Here is a 16,107-nt window from a genome sequence, read left to right as displayed (position 1 = left end):
TGTGATCGGGGACCCTGGTGCCCGGGTCCGACGGAGTCGGCCACACGGACGGTCGGGAGCCCGGGCCGGGGCAGGGCGGCGGCCCGTCGTGCCGGCCGACGAGCAGCACCTCCCGCGGATCGCGTGACGGGGGCGCGGTGTGACACGCGCGAGTGAACGGAACCGGGTCGCGCACGGCGATGCGTGGGTGCTGATTTGGGCCCACGGGCCCATGCCGTGACAACTGCCCCTCCCTACCCTCGGCCGTGCCGTGTCCGAACACGGCTGCGAACCGGGGGAACTGAGGAGGGACGGGCATGGCCTCGATCGGGGGAGGAGCGGAGTTCGGGGCCGTGCGGCCGGCCGGGCCCGGAGGGCGGCGGGACATGCCCCGGCCGCTGTCGTGGGCGCTCCTGTCCGTCCACGCGCTGTTCGCGCTCACCGTGCTCGGCGGCCTGGGCCTGCTCCTCACGGCGGCGTCCCTCGACGCGGTGGACGGCGCCCTGCTCGCCCAGGTGGCGTACGCGGCCGCCCCCGGCGTGCTCGGCTGGTGGCTGGCCCGCCGCACGTGGGAGGGCGGCGCCGGGATCTGGGGCGGGCTGATCGCCGTACAGGCGTGGCTGGTCCTCGGCTCGGTGTCCAACGTCGTCGACGGGTCGGCGCGCGGCCTCACCCAGCTCCTGCTCCCCCTCCTGACCCTGTTCCTCCTGACCCGCCCGGAGAGCCGCGCCTGGTACCGCCTCGCCGGACCGGACCGGCGGGAACGCCGCCCCTTCTCCCCGGCCCGGCTGATCCGCTGGCGCCGGGACGAGGGACAGACGGCGGTGGAGTACGCGGGCCTGGTCGCGGTCGTCGCGGCGATCATCGCCGCGCTCGTCGTCAGCGGCCTCGGCACGCAGCTCCTCACCGGCATCCAGGCCCAGGTGTGCCGCGTCACCGGCACGGCGTGCCCCGCGCCCGGGGGCGGCGGCGAGGTCACCGCGGAGGGCGGCGACGGGGGCGAGCAAGGGGGCGCCGGGGACGCCGGCGAGGACTCCGACGGAACCGGCGGTGACGCCGGTGGGGGCGACGACCCCGGAGACGCCGGCCCCGGCGACGGCACCGGAAACCCGGACGGCGACACCGGGGGAACCGGCTCCGGTCAGGACGGGGACGCCACGGAGCCCGGCGGGGACACCACGGAGCCCGGCGGGGACGGGGACCCGTCCGTCGTCGACCCCGTGGCCGCCGGGGACGAGATCGACGAGCCCCCGTACGAGGACCCGACCGCCGACGGGGACGAGGCGGACGGCGACGGCGGCGAAGAGGGCGGCGGCGAGGACGACGAGGGCTGCTTCTCCGGCTTCGGCGCCTTCTTCGGATGCGCCGGCGACCAGGTCAAGCAGGTCGGCGAAGGCCTCTTCGTCGACGGCGTCTGGGGTGACCTCACCGGCATCTGGGACACCGTCACCAACCCCGTCGACACGTGGAACGGCCTGATGGACTACGGCCGTTCGCTCGGCGACGAGTGGTGGAACGACACCGCGGACGCCCGCGACAAGTGGGACGACGGCGACTACTTCGGCGCGATCCTGGACTGGGGCGGCGCCTCCCTGGGGACGGGCGGCACGGTCCTGTTCGACTCGTTCATCGGCGACGACGTCGTGGACCAGTGGAACGACGGCAACGAGACCCGCGCCGTCACCACCGTCATCTGGAACGTCGGCTCCCTCTTCATCCCCGGCTACGGCGAAGTCAAGATCGCCGAGAAGATCGGCTCGCTCGGCAGGCTGAGCAAGGTCGTCGACGACGCCACCGAGGCCGCCCAGGACGCGCGGCGAGCGGCCGAGGCGGGTGACCTCGACGCACTGGAGGACGCCGCCCGGCGCGCCGACGAGGCCGCGGACGAGGCGGAGGACGCGGCCCGCCGCACCGGCTGCACCCTCTCCGCGCCCGCCCGCGGGATCCCGTACGGCGAGGGACCGCACCCGGACCTGAGCGGCGGGCCCGGCACGGGCACGACCGTGCTCGCCGCCGGCCCCGTCGCGAACAGCCTCTACGTCTTCCTGGCCGAAGGGGGCTGTGACGAGGAGGCCCGAGAGCAGGCCGAGGAGGCCCGGGCCGCCGAGCGCCAGGCCTACCTGGAGCGCAAGCGCGCCGAGGAGCCGGAGCGCGCCCGGCAGGCGCTGGAGAACAAGAAGCAGTGGCCGGACCCCGAGCGCAACGACACCGGCGACCCGCGCAACTACAACCCGCCGGACTGGGCCGAGAACCTGCGGAGCCGCACGTACGGGGACGCCGACGCCGGCGACGGCTTCTGGGCGAGCCGCGACCGCAACCCCAAGCCGGGCTGGAAGAACGAGTCGTGGCTGCGCTACCAGGAGCAGGTCAACGGCACGCAGCGCGGGTACGAGTACGTCGTCCCGCACACCGACCCGGACGTGCCGGACGTCGAGTTCGACGGCTGGGACTCCTCGCGCCAGACCTACCTGGAGGCCAAGAACGGCTACGACAGCTTCCTGGCCGCGGACCGTACGGAACTCACCCCGTCCGGCAGGGAACGCCTGCTGGCCGAAGCCCGCAGACAGGTCGAGGCCGCGCGGGGCAAGGACGTCGAGTGGCACTTCTCCAACGAGGAGGTCGCCGACGCGGCCAGGGACGCGTTCGAGGACGCGGGCCTGGACATCGAGGTCGTCCACACCGCACCCGAGCGGGTCGCCGGCGACCGACGACCCGAGGCGTTCGACTGACGGGACCGCGGGCCGGGGCGGCCCTAAGGTGGGACCGCGGGACGTGGGACGAGAGGCGCGGACGAGGACGAGGGAAGAAGGAAGAAGGGAAGAGGACGGGACATGCGACGAGTGGTGCGGGGCTTCTGGGGCCCGCGGCGGGAACCGGTGGAGGCACTCGCCGAACGGTGGAGCACGACCCTGGACCGGTTCACCCGACTCCTCGGCCCCGCCCCCGGCGCACGGTGGACGTGGCGGACCGCCCCGGCCTCCGGTCCTTCCCGGCTGCTCCAGCCGGACGAGGCGTCGCTGCTCGAGGCGTTGCGCACGGCCCAGGCGGCCGACGACTGGTCGGCGGGGAACGGCACGTCGCTGCGCCTGGTCGCCGACGGCGTGCCGCCCGGCTGGAAGGTGGAGGTCGCCGGACTGGCGGGCGGCACCCCGGAGTTCCTGCTCCAGTCGCTGGTGGCCACGATCGTGTCCCCCGACGACGAGCGGCTCCCCGACGCCGACCTCCTCACCGCCGTCGCCGAGGCGTGGCGTCCGGACCACGGGGACGTGAGCGACCGGGCGGTGACGGCGGCCCTGAAGAAGGAGGCCGGCTTCAGGATCGGGACCCCGTCGGTCGGCTGGGCCGGTTTCCTGTCCCCGGGCCGGGCGGCCCGCATCCCCGCCGACTGGCCGGCCCCGCGCAAGGACCTCCCCGGCGTCGGCGTGCTCCTGGACATCGCGGAGCCCGGCGACACGGCCGGGGTGGTCCGGGCCTACGACGCGCTCAGGAAGGCCGGGGCCCTGGACCCGCTGCCCCAGCCGATGACCGGGCCCACGCTGTGACGGCCCGTGCCGGCGAGCCCTTCGACGTGACCCGCGCGACGTCCGACGCCGAAGCGGCCCTGTCCGCCCCCGTCCCGACGGCCGGCCCCACGACCAGCGAGGGCGAACCGGCCACGGGGGAGTGGACCGCGACCCGCGGCGAGGGCTTCCTGCTCCTCCCCCTCTGGGAGAGCGGGGCCCTCACGGGGGTGTACGGTCCCGAGTGGAACGACGCCGAGGCGGCGGCCGAGGCGAACCTCACCGCGCTCGTCACGGAACTGGACCGCCGCTGGGGCCCCCACCGCACGGTGAGCATGCGCGTCCCCCTGCACCGCAGCCGGGCGGGCACCTCCCTCCCCGAACCGTTCCGCACCCTGACGGCCAAGGACTGCTACGGCGACCTGACGGTATGGGGCCCGGTGCCACCCGCCGGCCCACTCGGCGGTCCGTCCGCCGGTCCGCCCGCCGCCCCCCGGTGGTTCGCCCTCTCCCTCAACCAGTCCGACGGCGACGCCCCCATGCTCATCACCGCCCTGGTCAGCACCCGCCCGATCACGGAACCCGCCGACCAGGGCTGAGGCCGGTACGGCGCTCATCACCGCTTCGGGGCCGAGCGGACTACCCGTCGACCGGGCGGCGGGGCTCACGCCACATCGCCCACAACGTCGGTCCGCCGCCCGGCAGTCGCAGCTCCTCGCGCACGGTGAAGCCGAAGTGCTCGTAGAAGGGGAGGTTGGACGGTTTGGAGGACTCCAGGTGGACGGGCATGCCCGCCGCGTCGGCCTTGGCCAGCCCCGAGCGCAGCAGGGCGGCCCCGTGCCCCTGGCCCCGGGCGGCGGGGTCGGCGCCGATCACCGCCAGGGACCAGTGCGGTTCCCGGGGCGTGTGCCGGGCGGCCGTCTCGACGGCCTCCCCGAACAGCTGGGCCCGGTCACCGAGGATGTTCCGGAGCTCCTGGACGGTCTCCGCGTCGGGAACGGCCTTGTCCTGTGCCTCCGACGGTGTCCAGAACGCGGCCGCCGCCCCGGTGCGCTCGCACACGCCGTGCCGGACGTACTGCCGGGTGAAGATCGTGCTGAAGTAGCGGCCCAGCGACGCCTCGCGGGAGGCGTCGTCGGGGAAGAACCAGCGCATCATCGGGTCGTCGTCGAAGGCACGGGCCAGGGTGCGGCTGATCAGCGGGGCGTCGTCGACCGTTGCCGCTTTCGGCGTGTTCGTCATCGGCATACGGGTCATTCTGCCCTTCGTGATCTTCGACGGCGGAGCGGGGGTCCGGCCCGACCGCGGGGACAACGACGCGGTCCGGCGGGCGAGTTCGCGCCGGTGCGGTCACGGGACGCGGGACGGCCCGGGTTCACCCGGGAGAAGCCCCGTCCCCGTACCCTGAGGGCCCGCGCACGCCGAGGGGGGAGGGACACATGGAAGGCCTCGAAGTCGCCGCCGTCGGATCCGGGCGCGCACCCAGGCGCGCACCCGGACACGAAGCCGAACCCGGAGCCGGGGCAGGGGCGGACCGGCTGGAGAGCCACCGGGCCGAACTGGTCGGCTACTGCTACCGGATGCTCGGGTCGGTCTTCGAGGCGGAAGACGCCGTGCAGGAGACCATGGTGCGGGCCTGGCGCGGCCTCGACCGGTTCGAGGAACGGTCGTCGCTGCGGTCGTGGGTCTACCGCATCGCCACGAACGTCTGCCTCGACACGCTCGCCGCCGGCAAGCGCCGGGCCCGCCCGATGGACCTCTCCGGGCCGACCCGCGGCGCCGCTTCACCGGGCGCCCCCCTGGACGCCGGCCTCTGGATCGAACCGTGTCCGGCCGGCCTGGTGAACACGGCGGACGACCCCGCGGAGGCGGCCGAGACCGGCGAGTCGGTGCGTCTGGCGTTCATCGCCGCGTTGCAGCACCTGCCGCCCAAGCAGCGCGCGATCCTCCTCCTGCGGGAGGTCATGTGCTTCTCGGCGCGCGAAGTCGCGGACCTGCACGGCTGCACGGTCGCCTCGGTCGACAGCGCGCTCCAGCGCGCCCGCGCCACACTGGCCGCCCGGCGCGAAACGACCGGCGACACGGCGGTACGGCCGCCCGGCACCGTCCAGCAGGCACTGGCGGAGCGGTACGCGGCGGCCTTCTCCGGCTTCGACATGGACGAGCTGAGCATGCTGCTGCACGTGGACGCCACCCTGTCCCTGCCGCCGCACGCCCTGTGGATGCGAGGCGTGTCCGACATCCAGGCGTGGCTGACGGGACCGGCGGCCGGCTGCCGGGGGTCACGGCTGGTCCCCACCTTCGCGAACGGCTCGCCGGCGTTCGGCCAGTACCGGCCCGACGCCGACGGCACCGGGTTCGTGCCCTGGGCGCTCCAGGTCATCGACTTCTCCGGCGACCGGATCACGAACATCAGCGCCTTCCGCGACACCGAGCGCCTGTTCCCGCTCTTCGACCTGCCCGCCCGCATCGACGCGTAGCGGAGCCGGTTCCCACGGCAGGGCCGCTCGGCACCCGAAGTGTGACGCAGCGCACCCCCGGCGGCCGATGACATGAGCCGTGCCCACCGGTCATACGGACGACGACACCGAGCACCGACAGACAGGACGCCACCGACATGGCCGCCGCCGCCAAGGGACCTGCCAGCTACTTTCCCTCCATCGAGAAGAAGTACGGTCGCCCGATAGCGGAGTGGAAGGACCTCATCCGTTCCTCCCCCCTGACCAAGCACATGGAGCTCGTCAACTGGCTCAAGACCGAACACGGCCTGGGCCACGGCCACGCCAACGCCCTCGTCGCCCACACCCTCGCGGAGGCCTAGGACGTTGGTCCGAGCCGCTGCCCGATGCCCTCCACCGGACGCCTTGATCCAATGGGTGGATGGACGATCTCACGAGTGAGCTGGAGCCGGCCGTTCGCACGCGCCTGGCCGAGGAGAGGAACGTCTGGCTGTGCACGGTGCGCCCGGACGGCTCCGCGCACGTGACGCCCGTCTGGTTCGTCTACGAGGCCTCCACGTGGTGGATCGGCACGGAGCACGGCTCGGTCAAGGCCAGGAACGTCCGGACCGAGCCGCGCGTCTCCCTGGCCCTGGAGGACGGCCGGTCCCCGGTCGTGGCCGAAGGGGAAGCCACGCTGGTCCGGGACCGGTTCCCGCCGGAGGTCGTGGCGGCGTTCGAGGCGAAGTACGGGTGGGACGTGACCGCTCCCACCCGCCCGGAAGCCGAGCGCGTCCTGCTGGAAGTGCGCGTACGCCGTTGGCTGCTGGCCGGTACGGCCCGGTGACCGCGGCGAGGACCGCCGCCCGGCGCGGCCGGAAGCGGTCACGGAGGTGATCGCGCCCCGAACCGTTACCCGCACGGGCAAGGACCTTCCAGCCCCAATGGGGTGCTTACCGGCTCAAGTTGACACCTTTCACCCTGGTGTCGCCGTGCATCACGCGGATAGCTTGGGTTCGCTCAAGAGAAGCCTCGCCCCACCGGGAGCCGACCGTGAACCGCCGCCCCACCCTCCTCACAGCGCTCGCGCTGACCGCCACCGCGGCCCTGACGCTGACCGCGTGCGGAAGCGACGACGACAGCCCGTCCAAGGACAGCGACAAGATCGCGGGCGCTGACACCGACAGCGAGAAGTCGGCGTCGCCGAGTCCGAGCGCGTCGGACTCCGGTGGACGCCCGAAGATCACCTTCCCTTCCGACGCGAAGAACGTCTTCGAGTACGAGAAGACGGGCGACGCGGCGAAGGACGCGGCTCTCGCCGACAGTACGCTCAGCGTCAACTCCGTGGACGAAGCGATCTTTACGGGCAGCACGGGCAACAAGGCTCTGGGCTTCTACAACACGGGCCAGGCTTTGAGCGCGTACATCACCTACGTGCAGAAGTACATCGACGACGGCGAGACATGGGTGGGCGAGACCCGGTACTTCAACTACAAGGTGACGCTATCCGGAACCAAGAAGGCCTACGTCACCTACTGCTCCGACGAGAGCAAGTCCTACATCAAGAACAAGAAGACGGAGAAGGTCGACAGATCACCGGCCACGGCGAATGCGTACGTGCTGTACAACACGAGCCTCACCAAGAATTCCGACGGAGTCTGGCAGACCACTGACGTCGTCTCGAACAGGGGGAACAAAGCGTGTCAGCCGTAAGGAGATCGGCGAGGACTGCCACGGTCCTGATACTCACGTGCGCCTCCCTCTTCGCTTCCCCTGCGGCATTCGCTGAACGCGGATCGAACGGAAACGCGAATGAGGCTGAACAGAGCGCTCAAGTCGGCGACGACGGCACCGTCTCCGTGACCGTCGGCGGTGTCGTGTTCGACCGTTCGAAGAACGGCAGCGGCGGCTCCGCGGGCGCGCTGACGTCGTCCACGTCCTGGACACCTCCCCCGTGCTGGTACGCGCCCAAGTACACGCCCGAGGAGCTGCAGGAGTACCTGGAGCCGATCTGGGAGGCCGAGTCGACGGGCTACCAGTGGGACGCCGAGCAGCGGAAGAAGTACAACGCCGACGACGAGGAGAAGGGCTTCAACAAGGACAAGACCGGCAAGGGCTACTGGTGGGGCTCGTACGTCAACGAGAGCTACCCGCCGGGCTGGGACTCCTGCGACAAGGACTACTTCTGGGTGGACCAGGGCGACCCGCCGCCCGCCGACATCGAGAACGCCGTCACCCCGGAGGTCCTCGCCGAGCTCGCCTACGCCGAGATCCGCGTCCCGGGCACCGAGGTGACGCTGGCCCCCGCGGAGGCGACCAAGGTCAACCTCCCGACCTGGTCCTGGCTGGACGGTGCCGAGTTCAAGCCGGTCTCGGTCACCGCGTCCGTACCGGTGATCGGCATCGAGGCGACCGCGACGGCGGAGCCGGTCTCGCTGAAGATCGAGCCGGGCACCCCGGACGCCGAGACGTACCCGGCCTCGGGCGTCTGCGAGATCGAAGACGGCCGTATCGGGGAGCCGTACGCGAAGGGCAAGGCGGACGAGACGCCCCCGTGCGGGGTGAAGTACCTGCGCTCCTCGGGCGACGGCACCTTCCCGCTCCAGGCCACCGTCACCTGGGAGATCCACTGGACGGGCAGCGGCGGCGCGGGCGGCGACCTCCCCGACGGCGAGTTCGGAGCGACGCAGGACGTCGTCGTCCAGGAGATCCAGGCCGTCAACCGGTGAACGCGGTGGCGGGGCCGTGAGCGAGTCGGTGTGTGGCTCAATGCGGTTGCCCGTGCTCGAGGCGTGCCCTCGCGGTGGTGCGGGTTCTTCGGGTGCGACCGTGCTCGGCGAGGAGCTCGACGGCCTCGGCGTCCGACGCGGCGGCCGCTTCGCGCTGGAGCCAGCCGGATGACGCGAGCGGGGCGTCCCGGTCCCAGGACCGCCTCAGCGCGATGGCGCGCAAGAGGGTCCATTCCCGCAGCCGGGCGGCCAGGAACGGATCGCCGGCGGTGGCCTGGGCCATCGACTCCGCCCACCGGTCGGAGGCCGGGCCGAGGTGGAGGGCGCCGGCCCGGCGGTCCAGGTGCCGGAGGACGGCGGACCGGGCCATCGCCTGGTCCCGGTCGGTGAGGACCGAGCCGACCGGAGCGGCCTCGTCGAGGTCGGCGACCTGCCGCGGTTCGTTCAGGTGGGCGGCGAAGCGGAGGTGCTCGGCCGGCTCCTCGCACGGAGCGTCGTGACGGTTCACGCGGGCTGGTCCCCTCCGGCGGCCGGAACCGCTTCTCGGGCGGCGACGACGAGAGCGGGCCGGGACGTCCCCGCCTGCCCGACTGGCTGATCGTGGCCACTGCATCCGACCGTCATCTCTCCGGATTCTCCTATGCGTATGCACGGGTGGACAGGTGCAGAGGTGCCTGCTCGCTCGGTGCGTCACGAATGGCGCGCAGCGTCGTTCATCCCTTCGGTGCGGATGAGCCGGCTGGAGGGGACGGGCGTATGGCGGAGCGGCTGGCGGTCGACGGCGGTGAACTCGGGCGCTTCATGAAGTCGTTGCGCAAGTCGTCGACTTCGCTCAGAGGCGTGCGCAAGGCGCTCGCCGACGCGACCGTCACCGGGCTCGGCACCGACGACCTCGACGAGGCCTGCCAGGACTTCCAGGAGGACTGGGAGTACGGCGCCGAGGAGATCGGCAAGCAGACGGAGGACCTCGCCGAGATCATCGGCAAGAGCCGGGACGGTTACCTCGAGGTCGACAAGGCCCTGGAGGAGGCGCTGGGGCAGGGGCGCGAAGGGGGCAAGGGCGGGGGTGGTGCGAGGTGACCTTCGCTCCGGAGACCGACCGGTCCGGCGCCGTTCCGGACCCGCGGGCCCGGGCGGACCTCGGTCTGCCCCAGGGGCTCAAGTCGGCACCGCGCATGCCGAACCCGCACTACCCGCATCTGGGGTTCGATCCGGTGCCGGGCGAAACGGAGACCGTCCGCCGACTGCGCAAGAAGCTGAGCGGCTGCGCGGAGGTGCTCCAGGACACGTACGACGTGGTCACCAGGCTGCTGGACGGGAGCTACTGGAAGGGCGACGCCGCCGTCGCCTTCCGCGAGCAGCTCGACGGCGGGCCGCTGCCGCTGAACCTGAGGAACGCGGCGCGTTCCCTCCGCAAGGCGGCGAGGCAGCTGAGCCGGTGGGAGGAGGAGCTGGAGGACTTCCAGCGGCGCGCGAAGCGGCTGGAGGACGACGCGAAGGAGGCGCGGGCCGCGGTCGACCGGGCCGAGGGGCGCGCGGCCGAGGCGGGGGACCATCCCGACCTCGAGAAGGAGGGCGCCGATCAGGAGGCCGCGCAGCGGGCGCTGACCCGGGCGAACAAGGACGCCGAGGAGGCGCAGGCCGAGCTCGACGAAGTCATCGGCAGGGCGAAGGGGCTGGCCGAGGAGCATGAGCGCCGGGCTCAGCACCGTGCGAGGAAGATCCGCGACGCGACGAGGAAACTGGCGCCGCAGGAACCGGGCTGGTTCGACGAGGCCCTCGACTGGCTGAGCGACAACCTGCCGGACATCCTGAGCTTCTTGGCCGGAGTCGCAGGCGTCGTGGCGATTCTCTTTGCGGGACCGCTCGGGTTGACGATGGTGGCGGCGTTGATGCTGACGGCGTCGGGGCTGAGTGTGACGGCGCTCGGTCTACGGCTCCTCGCGAATCCCGAGACGCTGGAGTCTTTGAAGGACGGCTTCACCAAAGGTGAGCTCGATGCGGACTTCTGGAGCAACCTGGTGTCGGTGGGAGCGGATGCCGCCGGGGCGCTTCCCGGCCTCGCGGCGGTGGCAGCTGGAACCAAGGGAGTCGTGAACGCGCTTCGTACGAGTGGCACAACACTTTCGCTCGCTCAGAAGGCAACACTGTTCGGCACCAAAACCATGGACAACATGCAGGCCATTTCCCGGCTCGACAACCCTCTTGTCGCTAGGGCTGTTCGGAGCCTCAGCAACCCCGATGTCGCAGCCAAGGCAGTGGCGACCACATCAGGACTGGTCGGCGTCGGTACTGCTGGATTTGGGCTCTATAACAACATCGTGGACGCAGACGACGACGGAATCAAGGACGGGACTGTCGCAGGTATCGACGGATCGCGACTGATTCTGGACAACTCCGGAATCTTTGATGTCGTCCGTCATGCCTTCTGACGTCTGGGCGAGGGGAAAGGGAGCTCATGAACCCTGAAGCGTACCGCGTGGCCTGGGATTACCCGCCTGCCCGTCGGGCTTGGGCAGGGCACATGTTGATGAATTTTACTGGCCTACTTGGGTGGATCGCTTCCTGGTTCGGTTTGCTTTATGTACTGGTTGTTCTCCTGTCTCCAGGATTTTCATTCCTCTTTGCACTCCCGCTCTGTTATTGCTTCTATCGATCGACAGTGCAACTGTGCTATTTCCGTCCGGCCCTTCGCATGCGGCGCATCATGCTGGTGTATCCATGGCAGGTTCTTCGGTGCATCCCGTATGGATTGGCGGACCACTCCAAGGTCGTCAGCAAACACTACGGGTGGTTCGAGTTCTCCCACCCAGTCCGTCCTCAGTATCGACTGCCACTCGTTTTCCCTCGTCATCACCGTACGGAGTGGTGGCACCGCAGGATGGCACCTCACGCCAAGCCCGTGCTGAAGGCGGAGCTCGAGACGATCTGGTTCGCCGGCGATCCTCGCTTCATCGGGCTCATCGCCGTACCGGATGGCAGAGGTACCCGGCCTCGTCGGCTACACGTACTCGAGCAGCGAACGACATTGCGAGAGGGGCAGCGACGTGTTGAATTGGGTGTCGCTGTGGAGGACGCAGAGCCGTAGTAGAAGTACTCGGAACTTTCCCCGCTCAGCTCTGATCCGTATACGGAATCGCTTATGGCCAACCTGGCAATCATTCTCGATGATTCATTCAACGATCCCCACGCGGCACTCTGGTTCTCCGAGCCTGCCGGTTTCACGGCCCTTCCCCTCAGTGCTCTGCTCCCTTCGCCTGGTACGCGGGCGGCGGATGACTTGCGCACGGCGGTCGCTCCACTTCTTGACGTTGTCCCAGACGAGAGGGCACGCCAGCACTTCATCACTCAGTTCGTCACGGCACAGCGGTTGCTGGCCGCACTCCGTGAGGTCGGCACCGTCCACTGCTCCATCGGTCTTCACCGGGACGACGTCGGTGATGTGTCCGTTGCGGACAGCAGGGGGCCGTTGTTCTCCCTCTTCACCGTCTCCTGGCGGGAGACCGGCGTCGCCCCGCGGGGCGTCACCGCGGCTCGTGCGGTGACGTCCGCCGACGGGCACGCGCAGATCGGGTTCGCCGAACTTCCCTGCGGTCCCGCCACCTTCAGCGAGACGGCGGCGACACCGGCACCCGGCAGCGGGCTGCCGCAGCGGCCGCTCCTCCAACTGCACGCGTACCTGCCCCACCCGGACTGCAGACGCCTCGCCGTGCTCACGCTCACCACGACGGCCCCGGGCCGGCGGGACGAGTACCGGGCGATTCTGCGGCTGATCGCCGAGAGCGTCAGCTTCGAGAATCCCCTGGGTGAGGCGAGCGGCGGGTCGTGAGCGAACCGGTCGAAGTCCATTGTTCCGTTGACGGGGTTACCGACCCACCCCCTGCCGGGTAGGACCCCCACCATGACCACACTCGGCGCAGTCTTCCGTCCCCAGCTCGCCCCCGAGCGTCTTCGTTCCGTCGCCCGGCTTGCCGACGAGGCGGGGCTCGAGGAGCTGTGGTTGTGGGAGGACTGCTTCCGGGAGGGCGGGATCTCGGCCGCCGCTGCCGCGCTCGCGTGGACCGAGCGGGTGCGGGTCGGGGTCGGGCTGCTGCCCGTGCCCCTGCGGAACGTCGCCATCACCGCCATGGAGGCCGCCACCCTGCACCGCATGTTCCCCGGGCGCGCGATCCTCGGCGTCGGGCACGGGGTGCAGGACTGGATGGGGCAGGTCGGGGCGAGGGTCGAGTCGCCGGTCACCCTGCTGCGGGAGCATCTCGTCGCGCTGCGGGGCCTGTTGCGCGGGGAGCGGATCACGACCGACGGGCGGTACGTCGCGCTCGACGACGTCGCCCTGGACTGGCCGCCGGGGCACGAGGTCGAGGTGTTCGCCGGGGCCACCGGGCCGCGTACCGTGCGGCTCACCGGTGAGGCCGCCGACGGCACCATCCTCACCGCCACCACCTCGCCGGAGGGTGTCCGGCGCGCACGCCGGCTCATCGAGGAGGGGCGCGCCGCAGCCGGACGGGGTGCCGAGTCGCACGAGGTCGTCGTCTACCTGCTCGCCGCCACGGGCCCCGGCGCCGGCGAGCGGCTGCGTGCCGAGCTGATCGCCGAGGGCGTCGGCGGGGAACCGGACCTCGGGGTCGCCGGGGACGCGGGCGCCGTCGCCAAGGCGGTGCAGCGGCTGGCCGAGGCCGGGGCCGACTCGGTCGTCCTCCAGCCGACCGGCGACGAGCCGGACCCCGAGGGCTTCGTGCGGTTCGTGGCGGAGGACGTACGGCCGCTGGTGCCGTGATCCGGACGGTGCCGCGATCCGGGGGCGCCGTAATCCGGGCGACGAGGCGCACCGCTGTCCTGCATGATCAGGTCATGCCGGACGAACGGAACCGTTCTTTTGACGATCTCGTCGCGGAAGGGGCCTCCGTCCCCACCGAGGGATGGGACTTCTCCTGGTTCGAGGGCCGGGCCACCGAGGCCAGGCCCTCCTGGGGGTACGCGGTGTCGACGGCCGAGCGGCTGGGCCGGGCCGACGCCGCGCTGGACGTCCAGACCGGAGGAGGGGAGGTGCTCGACTTCGCCCTCGCCGAGGCCGCCCGGCGGCCCCCGCTCACCGTCGCCACCGAGGGGTGGCCGCCCAACGTCGCCAGGGCCACCGCCCTGCTCCGGCCCCGCGGCGTCGCCGTCGTCGCCTCGCCGGAGGACGCGCCGCTGCCCTTCGCCGACGGGACCTTCGACCTCGTCGTCAGCAGGCATCCCGTCGAGGCGCGCTGGGCCGAGATCGCCCGGGTGCTGGAGAACGGCGGCACCTACTTCGCCCAGCACGTCGGGCCCGGCAGCGTCTACGAGCTCGTCGAGTACTTCCTCGGGCCGCAGCCGGAGGAGCGGCGCAACGCCCGGCATCCCGACCGGGAGCGGCGGGACGCCGAGGCCGCCGGGCTGGAGATCGTCGATCTGCGTGCCGAACGGCTCCGCATGGAGTTCTACGACATCGCAGCCGTCGTCCACTTCCTGCGCAAGGTCATCTGGATCGTCCCGGGCTTCACCGTCGAGGCGTATCTGCCGCAGCTGCGCGCCCTGCACGAGCGGATCGAGGCCGAGGGCGCGTTCGTGGCCCACAGCACCCGTCATCTCTTCGAGGCCCGCAAGCCCGGTACGTCCCGTACGCCCTGAACGACCGGGCCCGGGCGCCGGGGTTTCCGCATCGTTATCGGGTGCGGCTCGCTTCCGGGACCCGGCGTCGCGTAAGTTCAGACCAAGGTAATTCGCGCAAGCAAAGCTGTGCGGGCGGTACCGCGCAGTGGAGGGGGCTGCGCGGTACCCACACCCTTCGTCCCCGCCCTTCACCTCCCGGCCCTCGCCCGCATTCCTCCCCCCTCGTGCGCCGCTCGCCGCGGAGCGGGTCAAGCGGGCGTTCGCCGCCGGGTCACCCGTCGGGGGGACGGCCGGAAGGGTTGTCGCGATGCGGGTCCTTTGCCGTCACATCCTTCACAGCAGCCTCTCACTCTTCGCTTTTCGGCGGAATGTCACCGTGTTTCGGCCACGGGAACGGCCTGAACGGCGGCTTCCACGGGCGTCGAGGCGTCGTCAGCCGACTCCGGAGAGTAGTTGTGGCACGCCGATGCACGCAGCATCACTTACGAAGGGTTATGGTGGAAACCCCCCCTCGGGCCGGTCCGTCTCCCCCCCACGGACCGGCCCGTTTTCTCTTTCGCCCCGGCCCCTGGCCGGAGCCCGGCGGTGTCGAACGAACATTCGACACCGCCCGGCCGCCTCGGCCCGCCCCGCCCAGCCCCCGGGTCTCCCGCCGTACCCGGCGCCCGGTGTCCCGCCGCAGGCCCGGGCGGCCGGTCTCCCGCCGTACCGCGACCCGTACGGGCCGCCCGAGTGGTGATCCTCGTGACGACCGGGCCCCGGGCGCTGCCCGGCGTCCTGCCCGGTCGGAGCGGCGCGGGCGCCCGGTTCCGGCGGCACCCCGCGAACGGTGTGCCGCCCCGGCACGTCCGACAAACGCGCCACCCCGGACTTTGGGGACCCCCGCCCCGGCGGGGGTAGGCTTCGCCTCCGGGGACTGCCACACGGACAGGGTCCGCCCGCGGCCGAGACCGGGCCGAGTGCCGCGCCGCGGCGGGTGCCGTCCCTGTCCGATCCGTACGGAGAGGCTGACGATCACGTGAACCTGCGCGACAAGCTGCGCGGCCTGCTGGTCAGGCTGTACGCGCGCCGGGTGGAAGGCCACCTGGACACCGCTCAGGTGCCCAAGCACATCGGCGTCATCATGGACGGCAACCGCCGGTGGGCGAAGGCCGCGGGTTCCAGCACCGTCCACGGCCACCGGGCCGGCGCGGACAAGATCGGGGAGTTCCTCGGCTGGTGCACCGAGACGGACGTCGAGGTCGTCACCCTCTGGCTGCTGTCGACGGACAACTTCGACCGGCCGAAGGAGGAGCTCGTCCCGCTGCTCGGCATCATCGAGGACGTGGTCCGCACCCTCGCCGCCGACGGGCGCTGGCGGGTGCACCACGTCGGGACGCTCGACCTGCTGCCGTCCGGGATGCAGACCACCCTGAAGGAGGCCGAGGAGGCCACCGCGCACATCGACGGGATAGTGGTCAACGTCGCCATCGGGTACGGCGGCCGCCAGGAGATCGCCGACGCGGTGCGGTCCATGCTGCTCGACGCCCACGAGAAGGGCACCACGATGGACGAGCTCGCCGAGGCCGTCGACGTCGACATGATCGGGCGTCACCTCTACACCCGCGCCCAGCCCGACCCGGACCTCGTCATCCGCACCAGCGGCGAGCAGCGGCTGTCCGGATTCATGCTCTGGCAGACCGCGCATTCGGAGTACTACTTCTGCGAGGTCTTCTGGCCGGCCTTCCGCAAGGTCGACTTCCTGCGCGCGCTGCGCGACTACGCCGCACGCCACCGCCGCTACGGCGGCTGAGGGGCCGCGTGCGCCGTCGCGCACCCCGCACCGCC

General features: G+C 71.5%; 16 protein-coding genes. 14 read left to right on the top strand and 2 right to left on the bottom strand.

Annotation, left to right across the window (positions count from 1 at the left end; genetic code table 11):
- The first annotated feature begins 296 nt into the window (after positions 1-296).
- The 3 genes from FHS37_RS06305 to FHS37_RS06295 all read left to right on the top strand — a co-directional run bounded on the left by FHS37_RS06305 (position 297) and on the right by FHS37_RS06295 (position 4,078).
- A complete protein-coding gene (locus FHS37_RS06305; RefSeq protein ID WP_229889994.1) occupies positions 297-2,708 on the top strand; it encodes a Tox-REase-5 domain-containing protein in 2,412 nt (803 codons plus the stop codon).
- Between the two features lie 102 nt (positions 2,709-2,810).
- Positions 2,811-3,521, top strand: coding sequence for an Imm52 family immunity protein (locus tag FHS37_RS06300; protein ID WP_184818041.1), 711 nt, complete (start codon positions 2,811-2,813; stop codon positions 3,519-3,521).
- Positions 3,518-4,078 carry a hypothetical protein gene (locus FHS37_RS06295; RefSeq protein ID WP_184818040.1) on the top strand — a complete coding sequence of 187 codons (561 nt, stop codon included), beginning with the start codon at positions 3,518-3,520 and terminating at the stop codon, positions 4,076-4,078. The genes FHS37_RS06300 and FHS37_RS06295 overlap by 4 nt, the downstream gene beginning before the upstream one ends.
- Positions 4,079-4,118: 40 nt before the next feature.
- Here FHS37_RS06295 and FHS37_RS06290 read toward each other — a convergent pair whose 3' ends face one another.
- The gene (locus FHS37_RS06290) at positions 4,119-4,727 is read right to left on the bottom strand and encodes a GNAT family N-acetyltransferase (protein ID WP_184818039.1); all 609 of its coding nucleotides are present in this window, start codon (positions 4,725-4,727) and stop codon (positions 4,119-4,121) included.
- A gap of 191 nt (positions 4,728-4,918) precedes the next feature.
- Here FHS37_RS06290 and FHS37_RS06285 point away from each other — a divergent pair, with 191 nt between their 5' ends.
- From FHS37_RS06285 to FHS37_RS06265, 5 genes are all read left to right on the top strand, one after another.
- Complete coding sequence (locus FHS37_RS06285) at positions 4,919-5,959, top strand: sigma-70 family RNA polymerase sigma factor (RefSeq protein WP_184818038.1); 1,041 nt, start codon at positions 4,919-4,921, stop codon at positions 5,957-5,959.
- 137 nt (positions 5,960-6,096) lie between these two features.
- The gene (locus tag FHS37_RS06280; protein ID WP_184818037.1) at positions 6,097-6,300 is read left to right on the top strand and encodes a DUF4287 domain-containing protein; all 204 of its coding nucleotides are present in this window, start codon (positions 6,097-6,099) and stop codon (positions 6,298-6,300) included.
- A gap of 59 nt (positions 6,301-6,359) precedes the next feature.
- Positions 6,360-6,764 (top strand): TIGR03618 family F420-dependent PPOX class oxidoreductase, encoded by a 405-nt coding sequence (locus tag FHS37_RS06275; protein ID WP_184818036.1) that lies wholly within the window; start codon positions 6,360-6,362, stop codon positions 6,762-6,764.
- A 206-nt stretch (positions 6,765-6,970) separates the two neighbouring features.
- On the top strand, positions 6,971-7,630 hold the full coding sequence (locus FHS37_RS06270; protein WP_184818035.1) for a hypothetical protein: 660 nt from the start codon (positions 6,971-6,973) through the stop codon (positions 7,628-7,630).
- On the top strand, positions 7,618-8,646 hold the full coding sequence (locus tag FHS37_RS06265) for a hypothetical protein (protein ID WP_184818034.1): 1,029 nt from the start codon (positions 7,618-7,620) through the stop codon (positions 8,644-8,646). The genes FHS37_RS06270 and FHS37_RS06265 overlap by 13 nt, the downstream gene beginning before the upstream one ends.
- A 37-nt stretch (positions 8,647-8,683) precedes the next feature.
- Here FHS37_RS06265 and FHS37_RS06260 read toward each other — a convergent pair whose 3' ends face one another.
- Positions 8,684-9,154: a hypothetical protein gene (locus tag FHS37_RS06260; RefSeq protein WP_184818033.1), complete on the bottom strand. Its 471-nt coding sequence runs from the start codon at positions 9,152-9,154 to the stop codon at positions 8,684-8,686.
- A gap of 248 nt (positions 9,155-9,402) precedes the next feature.
- Between FHS37_RS06260 and FHS37_RS06255 the strand changes: the two genes are divergently transcribed.
- The 6 genes from FHS37_RS06255 to FHS37_RS06230 all read left to right on the top strand — a co-directional run bounded on the left by FHS37_RS06255 (position 9,403) and on the right by FHS37_RS06230 (position 16,072).
- Positions 9,403-9,726 carry a hypothetical protein gene (locus tag FHS37_RS06255; protein WP_184818032.1) on the top strand — a complete coding sequence of 108 codons (324 nt, stop codon included), beginning with the start codon at positions 9,403-9,405 and terminating at the stop codon, positions 9,724-9,726.
- Entirely contained in the window at positions 9,723-11,078 is a 1,356-nt protein-coding gene (locus FHS37_RS06250) for a putative T7SS-secreted protein (RefSeq protein WP_184818031.1), read from the top strand. Before FHS37_RS06255 ends, FHS37_RS06250 begins: the two co-directional genes overlap by 4 nt.
- Before the next feature lie 938 nt (positions 11,079-12,016).
- Positions 12,017-12,475, top strand: coding sequence for a hypothetical protein (locus tag FHS37_RS06245; RefSeq protein WP_184818030.1), 459 nt, complete (start codon positions 12,017-12,019; stop codon positions 12,473-12,475).
- A gap of 72 nt (positions 12,476-12,547) precedes the next feature.
- Entirely contained in the window at positions 12,548-13,423 is an 876-nt protein-coding gene (locus tag FHS37_RS06240) for an LLM class flavin-dependent oxidoreductase (RefSeq protein ID WP_184818029.1), read from the top strand.
- 74 nt (positions 13,424-13,497) lie between these two features.
- On the top strand, positions 13,498-14,298 hold the full coding sequence (locus FHS37_RS06235) for a class I SAM-dependent methyltransferase (protein ID WP_184818028.1): 801 nt from the start codon (positions 13,498-13,500) through the stop codon (positions 14,296-14,298).
- 1,000 nt (positions 14,299-15,298) lie between these two features.
- The gene (locus tag FHS37_RS06230) at positions 15,299-16,072 is read left to right on the top strand and encodes an isoprenyl transferase (protein ID WP_184818027.1); all 774 of its coding nucleotides are present in this window, start codon (positions 15,299-15,301) and stop codon (positions 16,070-16,072) included.
- Positions 16,073-16,107 lie beyond the last annotated feature (35 nt).

It is taken from the genome of Streptomyces griseomycini (assembly GCF_014203535.1).
Lineage (GTDB): Bacteria > Actinomycetota > Actinomycetes > Streptomycetales > Streptomycetaceae > Streptomyces > Streptomyces griseomycini.
Note: the sequence above shows the minus strand (reverse complement) of the source record. Positions and strands in the feature narration are given on the sequence as shown.